General features: G+C 46.5%; 14 protein-coding genes and 1 pseudogene. 12 read left to right on the top strand and 3 right to left on the bottom strand.

Features of this window, described 5'->3' with window-relative positions; translation table 11 throughout:
- Positions 1–360: 360 nt before the first annotated feature.
- Positions 361–2,499: a hypothetical protein gene (locus KDK15_RS02780; RefSeq protein WP_257293843.1), complete on the top strand. Its 2,139-nt coding sequence runs from the start codon at positions 361–363 to the stop codon at positions 2,497–2,499.
- Between the two features lie 82 nt (positions 2,500–2,581).
- Positions 2,582–4,408 carry a DNA helicase RecQ gene (gene recQ / locus KDK15_RS02785; protein ID WP_257293844.1) on the top strand — a complete coding sequence of 609 codons (1,827 nt, stop codon included), beginning with the start codon at positions 2,582–2,584 and terminating at the stop codon, positions 4,406–4,408.
- On the opposite strand, the gene KDK15_RS02790 is transcribed toward recQ, so the two are convergent.
- The gene (locus KDK15_RS02790; protein ID WP_257293845.1) at positions 4,364–4,915 is read right to left on the bottom strand and encodes a SprT family zinc-dependent metalloprotease; all 552 of its coding nucleotides are present in this window, start codon (positions 4,913–4,915) and stop codon (positions 4,364–4,366) included. The two genes, recQ and KDK15_RS02790, sit on opposite strands and share 45 nt — an antisense overlap.
- 86 nt (positions 4,916–5,001) lie before the next feature.
- Positions 5,002–5,613, bottom strand: coding sequence for a Yip1 family protein (locus KDK15_RS02795; RefSeq protein WP_257293846.1), 612 nt, complete (start codon positions 5,611–5,613; stop codon positions 5,002–5,004).
- 265 nt (positions 5,614–5,878) lie between these two features.
- Here KDK15_RS02795 and KDK15_RS02800 point away from each other — a divergent pair, with 265 nt between their 5' ends.
- The 5 genes from KDK15_RS02800 (at position 5,879) to ttcA (ending at position 9,130) form a co-directional block, all read left to right on the top strand.
- Complete coding sequence (locus KDK15_RS02800) at positions 5,879–6,697, top strand: glucosaminidase domain-containing protein (protein WP_257293847.1); 819 nt, start codon at positions 5,879–5,881, stop codon at positions 6,695–6,697.
- 32 nt (positions 6,698–6,729) lie between these two features.
- Positions 6,730–7,593 (top strand): DUF547 domain-containing protein, encoded by an 864-nt coding sequence (locus KDK15_RS02805; protein ID WP_257293848.1) that lies wholly within the window; start codon positions 6,730–6,732, stop codon positions 7,591–7,593.
- Between the two features lie 78 nt (positions 7,594–7,671).
- A complete protein-coding gene (locus KDK15_RS02810; protein WP_257293849.1) occupies positions 7,672–7,917 on the top strand; it encodes a hypothetical protein in 246 nt (81 codons plus the stop codon).
- 7 nt (positions 7,918–7,924) lie between these two features.
- On the top strand, positions 7,925–8,125 hold the full coding sequence (locus KDK15_RS21140) for a DUF547 domain-containing protein (protein WP_373691323.1): 201 nt from the start codon (positions 7,925–7,927) through the stop codon (positions 8,123–8,125).
- Positions 8,126–8,218: 93 nt separating this feature from the next.
- A complete protein-coding gene (gene ttcA / locus KDK15_RS02815) occupies positions 8,219–9,130 on the top strand; it encodes a tRNA 2-thiocytidine(32) synthetase TtcA (RefSeq protein WP_257293850.1) in 912 nt (303 codons plus the stop codon).
- 105 nt (positions 9,131–9,235) lie between these two features.
- On the opposite strand, the gene KDK15_RS02820 is transcribed toward ttcA, so the two are convergent.
- Positions 9,236–12,319, bottom strand: coding sequence for a hypothetical protein (locus KDK15_RS02820; RefSeq protein WP_257293851.1), 3,084 nt, complete (start codon positions 12,317–12,319; stop codon positions 9,236–9,238).
- 393 nt (positions 12,320–12,712) lie between these two features.
- Here KDK15_RS02820 and KDK15_RS02825 point away from each other — a divergent pair, with 393 nt between their 5' ends.
- From KDK15_RS02825 to KDK15_RS02845, 5 genes and pseudogenes are all read left to right on the top strand, one after another.
- Positions 12,713–13,192 (top strand): RING finger domain-containing protein, encoded by a 480-nt coding sequence (locus KDK15_RS02825; protein WP_257293852.1) that lies wholly within the window; start codon positions 12,713–12,715, stop codon positions 13,190–13,192.
- Positions 13,189–13,956: pseudogene (locus tag KDK15_RS02830) on the top strand (ankyrin repeat domain-containing protein); the annotation flags it as partial. The gene KDK15_RS02825 and the pseudogene KDK15_RS02830, both read left to right, overlap by 4 nt.
- Before the next feature lie 32 nt (positions 13,957–13,988).
- Positions 13,989–14,474, top strand: a complete 486-nt coding sequence (locus KDK15_RS02835) for an ankyrin repeat domain-containing protein (protein WP_373691324.1) — start codon at positions 13,989–13,991, stop codon at positions 14,472–14,474.
- Between the two features lie 170 nt (positions 14,475–14,644).
- Positions 14,645–15,490 (top strand): hypothetical protein, encoded by an 846-nt coding sequence (locus KDK15_RS02840; RefSeq protein WP_257293855.1) that lies wholly within the window; start codon positions 14,645–14,647, stop codon positions 15,488–15,490.
- 289 nt (positions 15,491–15,779) lie between these two features.
- A partial coding sequence (locus tag KDK15_RS02845; protein WP_257293856.1) for a hypothetical protein occupies positions 15,780–16,480 on the top strand: 701 nt, incomplete at its 3' end.

Genomic DNA, 16,480 nt, shown 5'->3' on the forward strand with positions numbered 1-16,480 from the left:
GCAGTTTATTCAATTTTTTGCTGAACTATTGTGCTTTGGGAACTCTAAAGTCGAGTAAAACTAAATGTTGGTTGCTAACGTATAATTGGGTCCAGTGATCAACATGTAAGCAGTTAGCCAAATGAAATCATATTTTCTGATTAAGTGATCAGTTACTCTACGACGTCACAACTCCGGTCACAAAGCTACGGCTATGCTCCCTAATAATTTGTGCCTTGCATAGTAACTGCCCAATTAGCCAGAAATTTACGATTTCATTGGCTAACTACCTAAACTGTTCAAACAATCTCTGACATGGGTTGGACGTAAGACAAAAACATCAGATGTCGTTCATGTGTGGTGAATCCTTGGAGATTGAGTGTGGATAATTCGAAGCCTGTAGCTAGACCCTGCAAAACATCTGGCTTGCGAACTGATGACCAGAGGGATAGGCCTGTCAAAGAAGGGCGCATAAAGGATGGCAAATCAGTAAGGCCATTTGAATCTTTGAGGTTGAGGTTAGCGCGTCAAAGGTTTGCTGAGGAACCGGTGTATGCTAAAAATCAACGGGCGGTTGTGCATTTTAATGAGGAAGTTGCCGGAAAAGTCAGTTCAGAAATACAAGGTAGGATATCCCGGTCAAGAGTTGATCATGCGACAGCGTCGACCAGTGCAAGGTCTCTTATGGGTGGTGCTGAATTCGGGGCTGCTCACGGTGTTATGAGAGCAGGGATTCCAAATCATTCGGCAACGGATTGCTTTTCTGCGTTTTTTTTTCCGGTAACCTTCTCCTGCAGGATCAATGGTGTTGAGGAAACACTTCCCCATGAAATGGTACGGAAGATTTGTGATAACGATGCCATTCGGGATTGTGCAGCTTATCTGGCAAATGGGAGAACTGAAAAAGTTAGCTTAAGGAGATATAAAGAATCGTATCAAAATGACGTAGGCAGGGTTGATTTAACAATTATTAAAGAAAGTTCGAATGGTGCTCAACAACACAAGTTCAACACCAAAAATTATAAGTGTAGCTTAAATCTTGCCGATGAATCTGTCTGTAATCGTGAGGTTGAGAGGATGTTGGCTTCATATCTTGATGGTCAGGGTTCTGAGTTGTCGGGTTCTTTGAAAATTCTTCTTGGGCAAGGCTTATTGAATCAGTTATATGTGTACTTCTCTGAAATGGGGTTGAAACTGAGTTGCTCAGGATCTTCAAGCTACACTCATTCTTTGGAATTAAACGACTGTCGGTGTGTTTTGAAAACAAGTGTGACTTACAATGAGTATGTCAATGCAGAGGGTAAAGTAAAGAAACTGAAATTACCTTCTTCTTTTTCTGTGATGATCAGTCTTGGTTCTTTGAGTAAAAGTGGTAATTGGCGCCTGAATGAAGCAAAAATAAATCTGGACTTTCATGGTAAGGTAGCAAGGTTGCTAGAGAGGCACATCAAGCCAGCAGCTTCAAAGCGGCTACTCCTGGACATCGAAGCGATACCTGGGAATGCCGGAGGTTTGCTTGCTGCTCAAGCACTGAATGATGGCGGGTTGAGGCGTTGTAACAGTGAAGATAGTTTATTATCCTCTATTTCAGCAAAGCCAAAAACCAGAAAAACTTATTTTAAAAATGGTTTTTTGCTGAAAGATAATAAGGTGTTTTTGTATGATACTACTTTGAGTAAGTACAATGTGCGGTGGCAGTTGAGTAAATTTAACTGGGTGTCCAATTATTATGAGGGTTTAATAAGAAGGGGTATCCAGTCTGATGGTAATCATGTTGACATGGAAGAGATTGTGGTGCGATGCTCAAATTTACTTCGCTGGTATCCTTCAGGAAAAAAACAGTTTTTTGATTCTTGGCTTGATAATAATATTGATACTCTGAAGAATTATGGTGTTCCTTATTTTAGTGCTCTTAAACAAGCGGTTTTAGCTGAATGCAGGCATTTATGGAGTGCCCAGTTTCAAGAATATCTTGATAAATATTTAGGTTTCGATTACCAGGATTATGCCGGTCAGGTATTTCCAGCATTAAGGATAGAGGCTAATGGGAGTGAATTTGTTGAGATGGCCATTGCCATTTATAACAGTCAGGAAAATACATCAAACGTAGTGGCTTGGGTGAAAGTGTTGAATGGCATTCATCAGGAATTAATGGTTGCCAGATCGTTGTCTGATAGCTTATGTGCCGAGTATCTTCTCAAACTGGGAAAAGCCAAGGCGGGCAGCTTTTCGACTGTTGCCAGTTATCAAGGCTGTTCCCAATCAAAACACAAGTCCGCCTTTAAACTGGTGCCGTATTTTAACCGATTCTCAACCGGAGGCCAAAATCTGGTCAGCATTCTTCTTTATGAGAACATGAACAGGCTAAAGGTGTTGTGCAAGGCTCAATGGCTTGATCATTATTTGACCAGTATAGATGTGCATAATGATCCCCAAAAAAATGATGAATTTGTCAATAATTTATCGAGAGATTTGAAGTTATGCATTGAAACAGGTGGGCGACATATGGCAATACTCTGATTTGTTGGATTCTATCAGGATTTGATGAAGATGAAGGCGAGTATCCGTATACTTGGTCTTTTATCAGATGCGATTCTGTTCAATGTCTGATCCTGCTCTGGATATTTTAAAAAATACATTTGGTTACCAGTCCTTTCGAGGATTCCAGCAAGAGGTAATTAATGAAATTGTTGCTGGTCGTGATGCCCTGGTATTGATGCCTACAGGTGGTGGGAAATCGCTCTGTTACCAGATACCCGCGTTATTAAGAGGTGGTACGTCAGTTGTCGTTTCACCATTGATAGCGTTAATGGATGACCAGATTAACAGTCTTCGGGAGCTGGGTATTCGTGCTGACTGTCTGCACTCTGCCATGATGCCGGAAGACCGGCTTCAGGTTGAGCGGGAACTGCTGATCGGTGATCTTGATTTATTGTATGTAGCGCCCGAAAGGCTGCTGACTGAGTCGATGCAACGGCTGCTGGATCAGATTCAGGTGGCTTTGTTTGCTATTGATGAGGCTCACTGTGTGTCCCAGTGGGGGCACGATTTCCGGCCGGAATACCTGCAGCTCTCCTGTTTGCACACCCGGTTTCCGGGGGTTCCCAGAATTGCCCTGACAGCGACGGCTGATCAGAGAACCCGCCAGGAAATCCGTGAACGACTGGGACTTGCAGCTGCCCGCGTATTTATAGACAGCTTTAACCGACCCAATATTTTCTACCGGATCAGCCAGAAGAAGCAGGGTAAGCAGCAGCTACTGAACTTTCTTAATAAAGAGCATCCCGAAGATTCCGGTATTGTTTATTGCCTATCCCGTAAGAAAGTGGAGCAGACCGCAGAATGGTTGACGCAGTCAGGGCGAAAGGCGCTGCCATACCATGCCGGGCTTTTACCAGCAGAGCGGCGGGCGAATCAGCACCGGTTCATCGTTGAAGAAGGGATCATCATTGTTGCGACCATTGCCTTTGGTATGGGGATTGATAAACCGGATGTCCGGTTTGTTGCTCACCTTGACCTGCCAAGAAGTATTGAAGCCTATTATCAGGAGACCGGACGTGCGGGACGGGATGGTCTGCCCGCTACCGCCTGGATGGTTTATGGTTTACAAGATGTGGTGCTGCTCAAACAGCTTCAGGCCCGCTCCAGTGCCAGTCAGCATATTCAACAGATAGAGCAACAAAAGCTGGAAGCCATGCTGGCACTTTGTGAAGTGACCGGATGCAGACGACAGGTGTTGTTGAATTACTTTGATGAGCCTCTGGATGAACCCTGCGGCTATTGTGACCTGTGTCTTGAACCACCGGAAATATGGGATGGGACAGAAGTTGCCCGCAAGGCATTGTCCTGTATTTACCGGAGTGGGCAGAGCTTCGGGGTGGCTCATCTTGTGGATATTCTGCTGGGGAAAAGTACCGATAAAACCCGCCGTTTTGGTCATGATCGTCTTAGCACCTTTGGTATTGGCACCGAGCTGGATCAGAGCAGCTGGCGGTCGGTCTATCGCCAGCTGGTGGCCAGAGGGTACGTGAATGTGGATCACGACAGTCATGGTGCCCTTAAACTGAATGAGCGTTGCCGGTCACTGTTAAAAGGTGATGAGCGTATTCAGTTACGTCGTGATCGCTATGAGCCGTCCCGGAAGTATGAGCAAGAATACCGGGAAGTTGGTCGTGTTGTGGTGGAAGCCCATGATCAGCAGTTGTGGGAGGCTTTGCGGCAATGGCGCCGTACCCATGCTGAAGAACAGAATGTCCCCGCTTATGTCATCCTTAACGACAAGACCCTGATGGAGCTGATAAAGATTCGTCCTCAATCCCATCTTGAATTGTCGAGAATAACCGGAATAGGTCAATATAAGCTGGAGAAATACGGCGATGACTTATTAAAAGTTTTGGGGGGCAGTCTGAACATTACCGAGAAATGTTAATGGCCCTTTACAGGCTGTGCACAGATAGACCGTTCCCCGTTGTGAACGATTGTGACGTATGGTGCTCAGGTGAATCGTCTTGCCCTGGCAGTGGCATTGATACAGCCACTGCTTCTGGCTGCTTCTTCCGGTGTCGTAACGGTGACAACGATCTGCGGGAAGCCTGAATACCCTGGTCATTATCCCTTGCCATTCTCTGCCATGGGCCCGGATTTTTCGGCCAAACAGTTCATAGGCCAGCAGGTGCGCCACCTCGTGCGCGACGGTTTGTTGGATAAAGTGCTCACGGTTTTCCTGAAGTAGCACTTTATTAAAGCGCAGCTGACGTTTTTCAATCCACGCCTGACCCGCTGTCTCTCCGGTTAGATCCAGTCGAATATAAGGTTTTTTAAACGGTTGTTGAAAAAAGTTTTCAGCTTCCTGGTAAAGTTCAAGAATCCGCTGTTCAATTTGGTGAAGGTCATTCTGCAATGGTCTGCCTGCTCCCTGTGTTTGCCCTGGAATCATAGTGGATTGCTCAGGATTGTGAAATCAATAAATCCTTCAAGCATAAAAAAAACCGCGTAAAGCGGCCTTAATCAGTACGAGGGGGGCTAATAACTCTGAACATATTCAGGCCCAATGCCCATACCCCAGAAAATAACGGTGGTGATCATCATGGCAACCAGAACCACCAGGCCAATACAGAGAACTGAGCTGGCATAGATAAAGCCCTGTTCCTGAGGGATCTTCATAAAAATATGGAGACCGCTGTACAGAAGGTAGGCAGTGGCGGATACCGCCACAGTACCGGCAATAATGGCAAGCCACAGTGATGGATAGAGACCGCAAATACCAATGAGAAACAGAGGGTAAGCGGTATAGCAGGTAAAGGCTGTGCAGTCTGTCAATGAAGGGTCGCTGTTGAAGTTACCACTCATCCAGTGGATGAACCAACTCATGACCGCAACGCCACAGACCATCGCCATCCACGCAAGGATGGACATCCACAGGGCACTTTCAGGTGTGAGTCTTACCACATTGGTGCTTCCGGGAAGGCTCCAGCCAGCCATCGTAGTACCAATGTAAGTGCAGATGGCAGGCAGGGCTGCCAGCCAGATGATTTGGCCAAGGTAGAGCTGGATCAATCCGGGTGGATTCTTTCGAATGCTGATCCATTCGTTGTCGGGCTCAGTAAGCAAGCCCCAGAAATGGCTTAGGATCATAACAGTGCCTCCGTGTGTTCGGCAGGATATCAGGCCGCTTCTTCCACTGAAGTGGTGGATACTGATACTGACCAGCGGTTAACCCTTGTTATTATTGGCTCTTTGCAGGGGGGTTCCACCGCAGTACCGCGTTAAGCCGCACCCCAAGTGTTGTCATGTTTCGTCCGGTTTGTAAAGAAGCTGAACGTTTTTTAGTGGATTTTCTGCCTTTTTTCGTCATCAGCCTTTATCCTGTTGCTGATCAAGATGTTTTACTGAGGTACTCATGCTCAACAAGATTGATAAAATTATGCTGGGTGTTTTTCTGGCGTTATTGGTGCTGTCTTTGGGGATTCACTGGCAGGGTGTGGGTCGGTTTGTGTCTGGGCCTGAACTGCCGGTATCGGGGGCGGTTAAAGAGGCAGAAGAGTCGCACGTTGTGACCATACCGGATTTCAGCAGCATGGTTGATGTCAAGACTAAAAAGAGTGCTTTCTTTGGCTTCTTATTGCCGATGGTGCAAAAAGAGAATGACACGATTTTACAAAATCGTCAGCGGATTATGGCTTTATCTTGCCAGTCAGAGTTAACGGATAAAGATCGGTCATGGCTGGCTGATATGGGCAGAAAGTATCGCATGCGTGATGTGTCAGTCTATGATGAGCTGTTTTTTGCGGAGTTACTGACTTTTGTCGATATAATCCCTGCTTCTCTTGCGCTGGCTCAGTCGGCTAATGAAACGGCGTGGGGGACATCAAGGTTTGCCCGACAGGGTAACAACTTCTTTGGTCAGTGGTGTTTTAGCCCGGGATGTGGAATTGTACCGGAGGCTCGCCCGGAAGGAGAGACCTATGAAGTTCAGAAGTTTGAGGATGTTGCGGCTTCGGTCCGTGCTTACATGCACAATCTGAATACCAATCATCAATACAGGGCTATGAGAAAGCTGCGGGAGCAGAGAAGAGTCAGTCAGGAGCCAGTTACAGGAGCTGACCTGGCTTATGGTTTGCGGGCATATTCCATCCGGGGTGAAGAATACATTGAGGAATTGCTTTCCATGATCAACAGCAATAAATTGCTGCAGTATGATTTAAATAGTCAAGGCTAACTGTATTTGATTAAATAAAAGAAGGAACTCCCGTGACCATATCTTATAGGAATTCTGCTTTGCTTCGTCTTTGCTTTGCCAATCTATGGAAACCAGTAAAAACATTGTCCCTTGGTGCCTTGCTATTCATCCTTCCGGGCCTGGTGATGGCAGCTCCTGCCAGCACTTACTGGGCATTTTGGGACAAAAGCAATCCAGAGTCTTCTGCTGTGATCAACCACCATCTCTGGCAGGAGATACTGGATGAATATCTGGCACTTCGCCCGGGTGGGAATCGCTTTCGATATCCGTTGGTCAGTCAGGAAGCTCGGGATAAGCTTGATAAATACCTGACGGATATGTCCTCCCTGGATCCAAGGACTTACTCTGAAGCGGAGCAGAAAGCTTACTGGATCAACTTTTATAACGCGTTAACGGTTGATCTGGTGCTGGAACACTACCCGGTTAAATCCATTACCAAGATTGGCCCGTGGTACCAGTTTGGCCCATGGGATATGGATATCACTCAAGTAGCGGGGCAAAACCTGACGTTGAATGATATTGAGCACCGGATTCTCAGACCGTTATGGGAGGATAGCCGTATTCATTATGCGGTGAACTGTGCCAGCATGGGTTGCCCGGATTTGTCCCCAACGGTGTTTACCGCGGACAATACCGGGTCAATGCTGGATGAGCTTGCAAGACGCTTTATCCGGCAGGAAAAAGGCATGAGCTGGGTGGATGGCAAGCTGACTCTGTCCCGCATATATGAATGGTATGAACAGGATTTTGTTGATCAGGACGGGGTTGTTTTACACCTGCGCAAGTTTGCTTCTCAGGCAGATGCCCGGCGGCTGAAAAAATATACCGGTACTATTCAGTACCAGTATGACTGGCGCTTGAATGAGCTGAAGTAGCCAGTTTTTTTGTCGATCAACTTTCTTAACTTCACCATAGGATAGCTCTGAAATAACGCTAATAAGAAGGTGCCATGTATGGCTAGATACGTCGTTTCAGCTTTGCTCTTATTGTTCAGTATTGCGGTGCAGGCGGTTCCATCCCCGGATCGCTGGTCATATTGGGATAAGGCTGATCAGAATAGTGAGCAGGTTGTTGATCACTCAAAATGGCAGAACTTTCTTGATCGCTACGTAAAGCCCTCTGAATCAACCGGAATGTATCTTAAAGTCCATTACCAGGTTGGGCAAGGGATGGTTCCGTATGGGGCCATGGCGGGATGAACTTATTATGATTGCTGGTCAGACTATCTCTCTGCATGATATTGAACATCGAATTCTCTGTCCCATCTGGAACAATCCCCGGATTCACTATGCACTGAACTGCGCCAGTATTGGTTGCCCTGATTTATTGCCTGATGTGTTTTTCAGTTCGTCCTTCGTTCCCACGCTCAACTTATTCCATTTGAGCTTGTTTCAGAACCTCCTGTAGTGAAAGTCCGTAACTGGATAGCAATCGGTCTAATTGGTGAAAGATTGACAGATAGTTATAATCAAATTTTTCTTTAGACACCCTCAGGATAATATGACGATTTCCCTTTCTGGAACTGCAAAGACAGAATTTAACAAGCTGCAAAAGAGGCTGCGCCGCCACGCAGGTCAGGCTATTGAAGAGTTCAATATGATCGAGGATGGCGACAAGGTGATGGTCTGTTTATCGGGTGGTGCTGATAGCTACACGATGCTTCATATTTTGCAGAGTCTCCAGAAAAGTGCACCGATAAAATTGGATTTAGTGGCGGTGAATCTGGATCAGAAACAACCGGGCTTTCCTGAGCATATCCTGCCAGAATACCTCGATGACCTGAATATTCCTTATCATATTATTAACAGGGATACCTATTCGGTGGTTAAGTCGAAGATACCAGAGGGTAAAACAACCTGTGGTTTATGCTCGCGCTTGCGCCGTGGCACATTGTACGCCTTTGCCGAAGATATTGGAGCAACCAAAATTGCCCTTGGTCACCATAAAGACGACATAGTAGAAACCATGTTTCTTAATATGTTCTATGGCTCCCGGCTGGCCGCTATGCCACCCAAGTTATTATCAGACGATAAGCGGAACGTGGTAATTCGCCCTTTGGCTTACTGCCGCGAGAAGGATATAAAACGGTTCGCTGAACAAATGGCGTTCCCGATTATTCCATGCAACCTGTGTGGCTCACAAGAAAACCTGCAGCGCCAGAATATCAAAGCTATGTTGGCTGAGTGGGAAAAGAAGAACCCGAGCAGGATCGAGTCAATTTTTACTGCCATGCAGAATATAGCGCCATCTCAGATGGCTGATACTGAGCTGTTCAATTTTAAAAATCTTAAAATAGATCGTTCAGGCGAGCGCAAGTCACATGAGCACGAGGACAATCAAACAATCTTTTCAGGGAATATTCCTGATCCAATTGATACCGATAATGAAATGGTAAAAATTATAAATCTCTAATTTTCCGACAATCCAGGATGACCTCCACTTTTGTAGCTGTTACTAGTGGAGGTTTTCTACATTTTCCTGTTTGTGTGTTGACATTTCTGAGAATATCGTACTTTTTCAGGACAAATAGCTGTAACGTGTCAATTTGGACGGTTGGCAGCTGGTTGCAGTCCTTTCATGATTGTCTGGTGGCATGAATGATGAGGGCTGAGCAAGCTCAGAATGCGACCTTTTGGGTTTTGGTGTCATGTGGTAACAGGTTTTTCCTTCATGCAAAGAAAATTTCACCCCATACCCGCGTTCACTGAGTAGACGGGCATCGGCAGTATCCGGGTGTCTGAACATCCGCTGAAGTTCCAATTGTGATGGTGTGCCTGAAGTCGGCAGTATACCTTCCTGGTGTAGCCGCATCGTCTCAGTTTTCAGGGCTTCACTGGTGGCAGGAGCGATAAATTTTTCCAGCTTGCGTTGCTCTGCCACTGCAATAATCTTTTCTGCCAGAGTCATTGCTTCGGGTAGCCTGATTTGTCGCAGTTCCTCTTCATTGTGCAGCGATCGATAAGCGCCACTGAAGTCGATATCCGGATCCTGGTAGTCAGGCAGCCAGGAATTTTCATGGCTCCGGGGGGAGTATTCTGGGAAGTGAGCTGTAACGTTGGCCTTTCGGGCGATAATGAACCGGACCAGATCATTCAGGCACTCATGCAAACACCCATAGGGATCAGGTGCCTGTTCAATCAGTAATCGTCGTTTATGGTTATCCACCGGCAGACCATATTTACTGGTGAACGGGTTGGCTGTTTGTTGATGCCACCCCCCGGTAATGCTGGCCAGATTCCGAAAACCCGACAATGCCGCCCGGATCAGCATGGTAAATTGCCGGTTATTGACCACGTCCAACAGCTCGATCATTTCTGGATGATCATCGTTATCATGGATCATTTCCGGAGAGCCCATTGCTGCTGAACCCGAAGTCGGTTTGATGGTCGAAAAGCCCTCTTGGGAAAGAGTATCGACGATATCCCCAAAACGCAGCACCTGACGCAGCAGCAACTCTTCTTCCGGGCACTGGTGGTCGTGGCTGAATAACGGGTTGCCCGAATTCATTGCTTCACAGTTTTTGTTTCTTAAGGCAGTGGCTACCAAGGCAATCAGTTCGTCGGGGTACTGTTGCAGACTGGTCATATCACGGTGGAAAAGTTCCGCTGCCCGGAGCTCTTCAACCTCTTTTGGCTCATCTTCCGCGACAGCGTCGTGGTAGAGTTCAGCAATGGGCAACAACTCCCGCAGCTGTGGCTGGTTATCCAATAACTCTTTGAACGGCCGGTGGAATTGTGGCAGAACATGGTCGTCCAAAAGAAATTCGATAGCCATCTGCGTGCGCAGGGCGTGATCCAGTCCGTGCAATGTACGGTAATAGGGTTTTGTGCCCTCCACCAGAATGGTTTGTGCTCTTTTGGGGTGGGGACATTGGTAATAGTAATGTCCCGCCACCAGGGTAATTTCCCGATAACGGTCTTTGTCATTACTCTGGTGTTCGCTGCACTTAAAGTATGGCGGGGATGTCAGAAATGTCTCCAGCCAGTCAGGTTGGCATTCACCGTTTTCCCTTAACCGAACCACAGCAGCTGGAGGAACCTCGTAATATAGCTTCCCAAGGAACTCAGTAATAAAATTAACAGGTTTCGATGATGTGAGAGTCGATGTATGCTCTAAATGCTCACGTACCTGCTCATCACTGTAGCGCCGGGTTGACAACTCCTTTTTCAGAAATTCCTTTATTGCATGCCCGTCGTCAGATTCGTTCGCAACAAAGTGAAAATAAAACTCAAGGCCAAACAGTTCATCAAGCTGACGATGAATACCATCGAACCTCCTGCAGAGGTCCTGATACCGGTGCAATTCCTCCTCCACGGTGATCAAGCGACTGACGATCTCATCAGGATCAGTAATTGGGCCGTTTTCACTATGGCAAAGAAGTGTCCACAGCATCTCGTGCCGAACGGTATCGACTTCCGCTACCGTCAGCAGATTCATCCTGTAAAAATGCATGGCAAATATTAACAGGCTACAGTCCGACAAGACCGGGTGATGAGTTAGATGGACTCTTGTACCGTGAGCGATCAGAAGGCAACACACCAGCGGATTATGGAAAGAGATACCTGCATGATAGGGTGACCCTAATAAAAATGGTACAAACAATTTGTGTTTTAATAGCTCCCGGCAGATAACAGCTTGTTCGGCAAAGGTCGATTTGGTCTGTTTCAGGATGTGATCCATGCTGAGTTCGACGCGACGTTGTTTGTAAGTACATCCTGTCCCGTCATATATATAACTGGGAAAATGTTCTTTTATCGGGTACTGCTTGATTAAAGTTTCCAGCAATCGGTTGGGTAAACCGAACTTACTTTTGAACCCGTTATTCAGGGCTGAAAGTGCGGTCATGAATTCTGCTGAATCATAGTGCTCGATGGCAGTCAGGAGGGCTTGGATATCAATATCATCTTCTCCAACCTCTGCAGCCACAGTGCTGACTTGCTTCGGGATATTTTCCAACAGCTTCAGGAATCGATCACTGCCGGACTGGCTCAATAATTGGTAAAGGTTTTGCTCATGGCCAATAACGCATCCATATCGGGAGAAAGCATGGGTGTGGTTCTGCAGCTGTTGCACTTGTGCACGGCTGAGTTGCACCGGGGGCGACATCACGCCCTGGTAGCTGTTGAACAGGGACAGTTTAACCGGTTCACGAAACTCACCACCGGACAAGTTATCTTTCTTTTGCTCAAGCTTCAGGATATTGCCCATAAGTTCTTCAATATGACGAAAAGAAAGTTCCCTGCCAAAGTCAAGAATATAGCCATAGTGCATGGGGTCAAAATTAATTTGACAGATATTCCCGGAAAATTTGCCAGCTTCCTCCCTGACACTGATCCTCCACTCATGGGGTAAAGAGTCATTCTCGCCGGGTTGAACTGAGGATAATGAAAAAGATGATCCGGTAAATAAGGAATTCTTTGTGAGTTGCAACTTATTATCCATTTTCGTTAAAGCATCTTCGGATGCATTGACAACACAAACCATCTTGCCGCCAAACTGGCTTTTGAATGTAGAATCATAAGCTTCTGTAATGCCGCCTGCCGGTTGTGATTCGTTAACTACCGGCAAACCTGTAATTGCTCCCGCCTGAGGTATGGACATAACTCTTGACTCACTGAGTTTAAAATGATGCTAGGGTTTATTGCTTTTTAAGATGCTAGGGTTTATTGCTTTTTAAAATAATATCGTGCTGATCAATACTGAGACCCTTGTCCGGTTCGGTGCGTCGTCTATATCGTTCGGGCATCATAGGGTCAATGGGGTCCCCCTCATGTTCCGCAAGTTTCACTCCAATTCCCCGTCAGACAATAATCTGCAAGCCAATATTCGCAAGCCTGTGCAGCCTGATTTGTGAACACTTTAGATCAGGTTGCGAGGATGTGCCAATAACGGGCAGGATACCTTCCCGCTACCGTTCAGGAACCGGGCGTGAATTTTTCTGTCATATAGTGGTTGTTCATGACATAACCCAGTCGCACGGTGAGCTGAATACTGATGGAAAAGTCAATTGCTCCAGTTACCAACCCGGCAAAGCAGGCATTCAATGACGTCTGTCCGATTTGTCTGGTTGGATTTTTTGGATACATGCGGGTAATGGTTACACCTTGCCGCCATCGCTATCACGAGTACTGTCTGACTCCCTGGCTTGACAGCAGGCAGTTATCCGGGCGAACTTGCCCGGTCTGTCTCGATTGTGCGGTGCCACTGATGCGAGAGGAGGGGGCGAGGCTCTATGAGTTCTCTGCGCACAGCGAATCACTGCCCTTGAACTCCTGTCGCACCGGCAACCTGGCACAGCTTCAGCAGCTGCTGAGTCTGGATCCGAGTATTGTCTATGACCTGTTTCGTACAGGCGACACTGGTCATCATGTCCGTCTGCTGTATATGGCCGCCAGCAATGGGCACAGTGATTGTGTCAGGGCTCTGGTTGCAGCGGGTGGGTGGCTGATCACGTGGCCAGCAATGACGGCATGACGGCACTGCACATTGCTTTGGTCAATGGCCACTTTGCTGTGGTTAATTTTCTGGTTCAGTCTGGTGCGGGTCTCAATATCACCACCCGGGATGGCGATACAGCCCTTCATCTGGCAGCCAGACTGGCAGACGGAAAGTTTGCTGAAGCCTTGGTTCTGGGTGGGGCAGACCCTGCTATCAAGGACAGTAATGGCAGAACGGCGCTGCATATTGCTGCCCTGGAGGGCCATTGTGAGTGTGCCAGGGTGCTGGCTCCAGGCATTATTGACACCGTGGACAACCGGGGCAGGACTCCCCTGATGCTGGCGACCAAGGCTGGCCACAGGGCGGTTATGGACGTTCTTATCAGCAACGGGTGTGATATGAAGATACAAAGCCGTTATGGCCGGGTGGCAGTACACCATGCGGCCAACAATGGTCATGGCCACTGTTTGCAGTTACTTGCTGATAGGGGGGCGGACCTTGACGTAATGAACCCCGTTGGCAAAGCTGCGATACATTTTGCCGCCCGGCGTAACCATAGTGAGTGTCTGGAAATCCTGATTGATAACAAAGCCAGCGCTGAGGCGTTTGCCCATTGTGGATGGAACGCATTGCACTTTGCCGCTTATCATGGGCACCTTGAGAGCGTGCAAACCCTGATCCGCAAGGGTGTCAATATCCAGGCCATTACCACCGATAATACAGGCTGGACAGCACTGCACATTGCCACCATGCACAACCATATTGAGTGCGCCAGGGCCATCGTTGGGGCTTACGTGGACTTTTCGGCAAGGGACTCGGTTGGGGCAACACGGTGTTACACGACGCCGTCATCAACGGCAGTTATGGGTGCGTGCGGCTGTTTATCCGCTCCGGTGCCGATCCTGACATCACTACCTTTGATGGTAAGACCGCACTGCATTTGGCTGTGGTTGAACACCGTTGCAATAGCCTGAAAGCTCTTATCCATGCTGGCGCTCAGCTTGATATCAGAGATAATTCCGGTTGCACAGCCATGCACTATGCCGTTGATCGTTACTACATTCATTGTTCCTTTGATGCTAGCCTTGGTCTGCTGATCAAGGCGAAAGCGGCCCTGGATGTTCCCGATCACAACGGTGATACCGTTTTGCATCTGGCTGCATTCAATGGCAACCTGAAAGTTGTCAGGATGCTGTTGAATGCCGGTGCAGATTACCGGGTGACAAACAATCTTGGCAGGACGCCTCTGGCACTTGCCAGAGAGTTCGAGCACAAATCCTGTGCAGCCTTGCTGCAACGACTGCCTTATAGGGTATGATATGTAGTTACCTTAACGATATTAACTACTTATTGGTTGCTGGACATGGCTTCAGTTCCTGTATGGATACCCGGGCAGCATGGCTAGGTTCTTTACTTTGTGGCAGGCAGGAAATTTCCGATGCGGAACTTTTTATCAAACTTATGCTCAAATGAATTTTAAATGGGGTAATGATGAATACATCTGTTGCCATTATTGATCGATTTGTCAATTCTTCTCATTATTTGTGGTCAAGTGAATTTAAAATAAATCCAAAAGCCAACATATTCACTCCCTTACGAAAGGTAAGTTCGAAGCCTGCGGAAAATAATTATTTACCATTAGCTCAAGAATTAAAATTTGAAATTGCCAAACACCTTAATTTGAAAGATTTTGCTGCCTTTAGCTCAATCAATGTTGATAATTATCTTTCTCTTAGATCGGATGATCTTTTGGTAGAAATAGTTATTCAGAATGAGGATCAAAAAAGACTGTTTGACAGACTCGAAGATTTGAAAAAAAAAGCACAGCAATATCATTTCGATATTGATGCAGAACTGGAAGTTGGTGAGCATCTTAATGCAGTAATACCGACTATGGCCATCTGTTCAGGTCCATCACAACTTATCTTTAACAGTAAACTTAAACGCTACACCCATCGATCATTTGATTTTGTTAAATTGTTTCAGTATCTGTGTCTTTTCGTCAAGAATGATTCCACTGATGATCTTTATAAAGCACAAATTTGTAAATTAGTGATAAATCTTAATAACAGAATGAATTTAAAAGTTGGTGAAAATGCCACAGCATATGCGTTATATCTTCTAAGTATTTCAATACAAATAAGCCAACTAACCGGTGTTGAAGATAAATGTAATAAGCTGTCTACATTAGCCAATATGATTGAAAATGAAGAACTTAATATAGCTAAACTGAATAAGGTATTTATTTTTAAAGAGGTAATAGCTTTAAGTGAAAAAAATGAGTTTGATTGGGACATATTTCTTAATGGTCTGCGCAGCAGGGCAAAAACATGAACATTCTTTGAACAGGCAGCGGTACCAAAAACCGGCAAAATAGCATTTTTTCTTTCCTCAAAGCACTGATCAGGGCAAAAGCTCAGTTATCAGAATTCAGTACTTTCACAGATCTGCGTGATTCTAAAAAAATGACTCATATTCTGGTTGATCAAGAATCACTTTACTGAGTTCTTGATGTTGCCTTTTACGAAGACCGTTGCCGCAGAATATCTGGCCGCTGTAAGGCAAGTGTCTCTAATGGAGTGAACCATATAAACATTTTGAGGTCGAACTTCGGTATTCATATGTGTGCAGGATTTTTATTCTGAAAGCATCCGCGTCAACTTACTCCCATCCAAAACCTGCTGGTTGGGTTGACCAACAAGCCGGTTCCAGCGGGATTCATAACCGCTCCAGGAGTACATTTAACGGCAAAAGAGTCTCAAACCATCAGTCTCATGGAAGTACAGCCACCACCCCGGATGATGGTAAACTGATTGAGGATGCCTTTTGGAGAAAAAAACCATTACAAGGACGTCAAATCACTTCAGCTGCTGTGCTGGCCACCTTTAGAAATGAAACAACGTCTCTAAGAGGTGGTTTTTTCCTGCAAAAACTTTGCTTACAGAACATTCTGCATGGCAATAGAAAAGTCACCCCGGATCAGGTCATTCAGGAATTCAACCGGAAGCCAGATCGAAATAATAAGTACAAATTAGCAATAGCGCGCTTCACAGCGGAATGTTGTCTGAAGAGACTGCCATTGAATGGCCACCAGGTCACACCGTATGCGGTAGTTAAGGGTTATCAGGCAGCCAGGGCAATACTTGAGCTGGCGCGCTTCAAAGCGGAATGTTGCCTGAGGGGCCTGTTGTTGAATGACCAGCAGGTTACACCGGATGCGGTGGTTAAGGATTATCAGGCAGCCAAAGCAACACTGGAGCTCGCGCGCTTTAAGGAGCAATGTTGCCTGAGGGGCCTGGCGTTAAGTGGCCAGCAGGTCACGCC

The sequence above is a fragment of the Endozoicomonas sp. YOMI1 genome (genome assembly GCF_024606345.1).
Lineage (GTDB): Bacteria > Pseudomonadota > Gammaproteobacteria > Pseudomonadales > Endozoicomonadaceae > Endozoicomonas.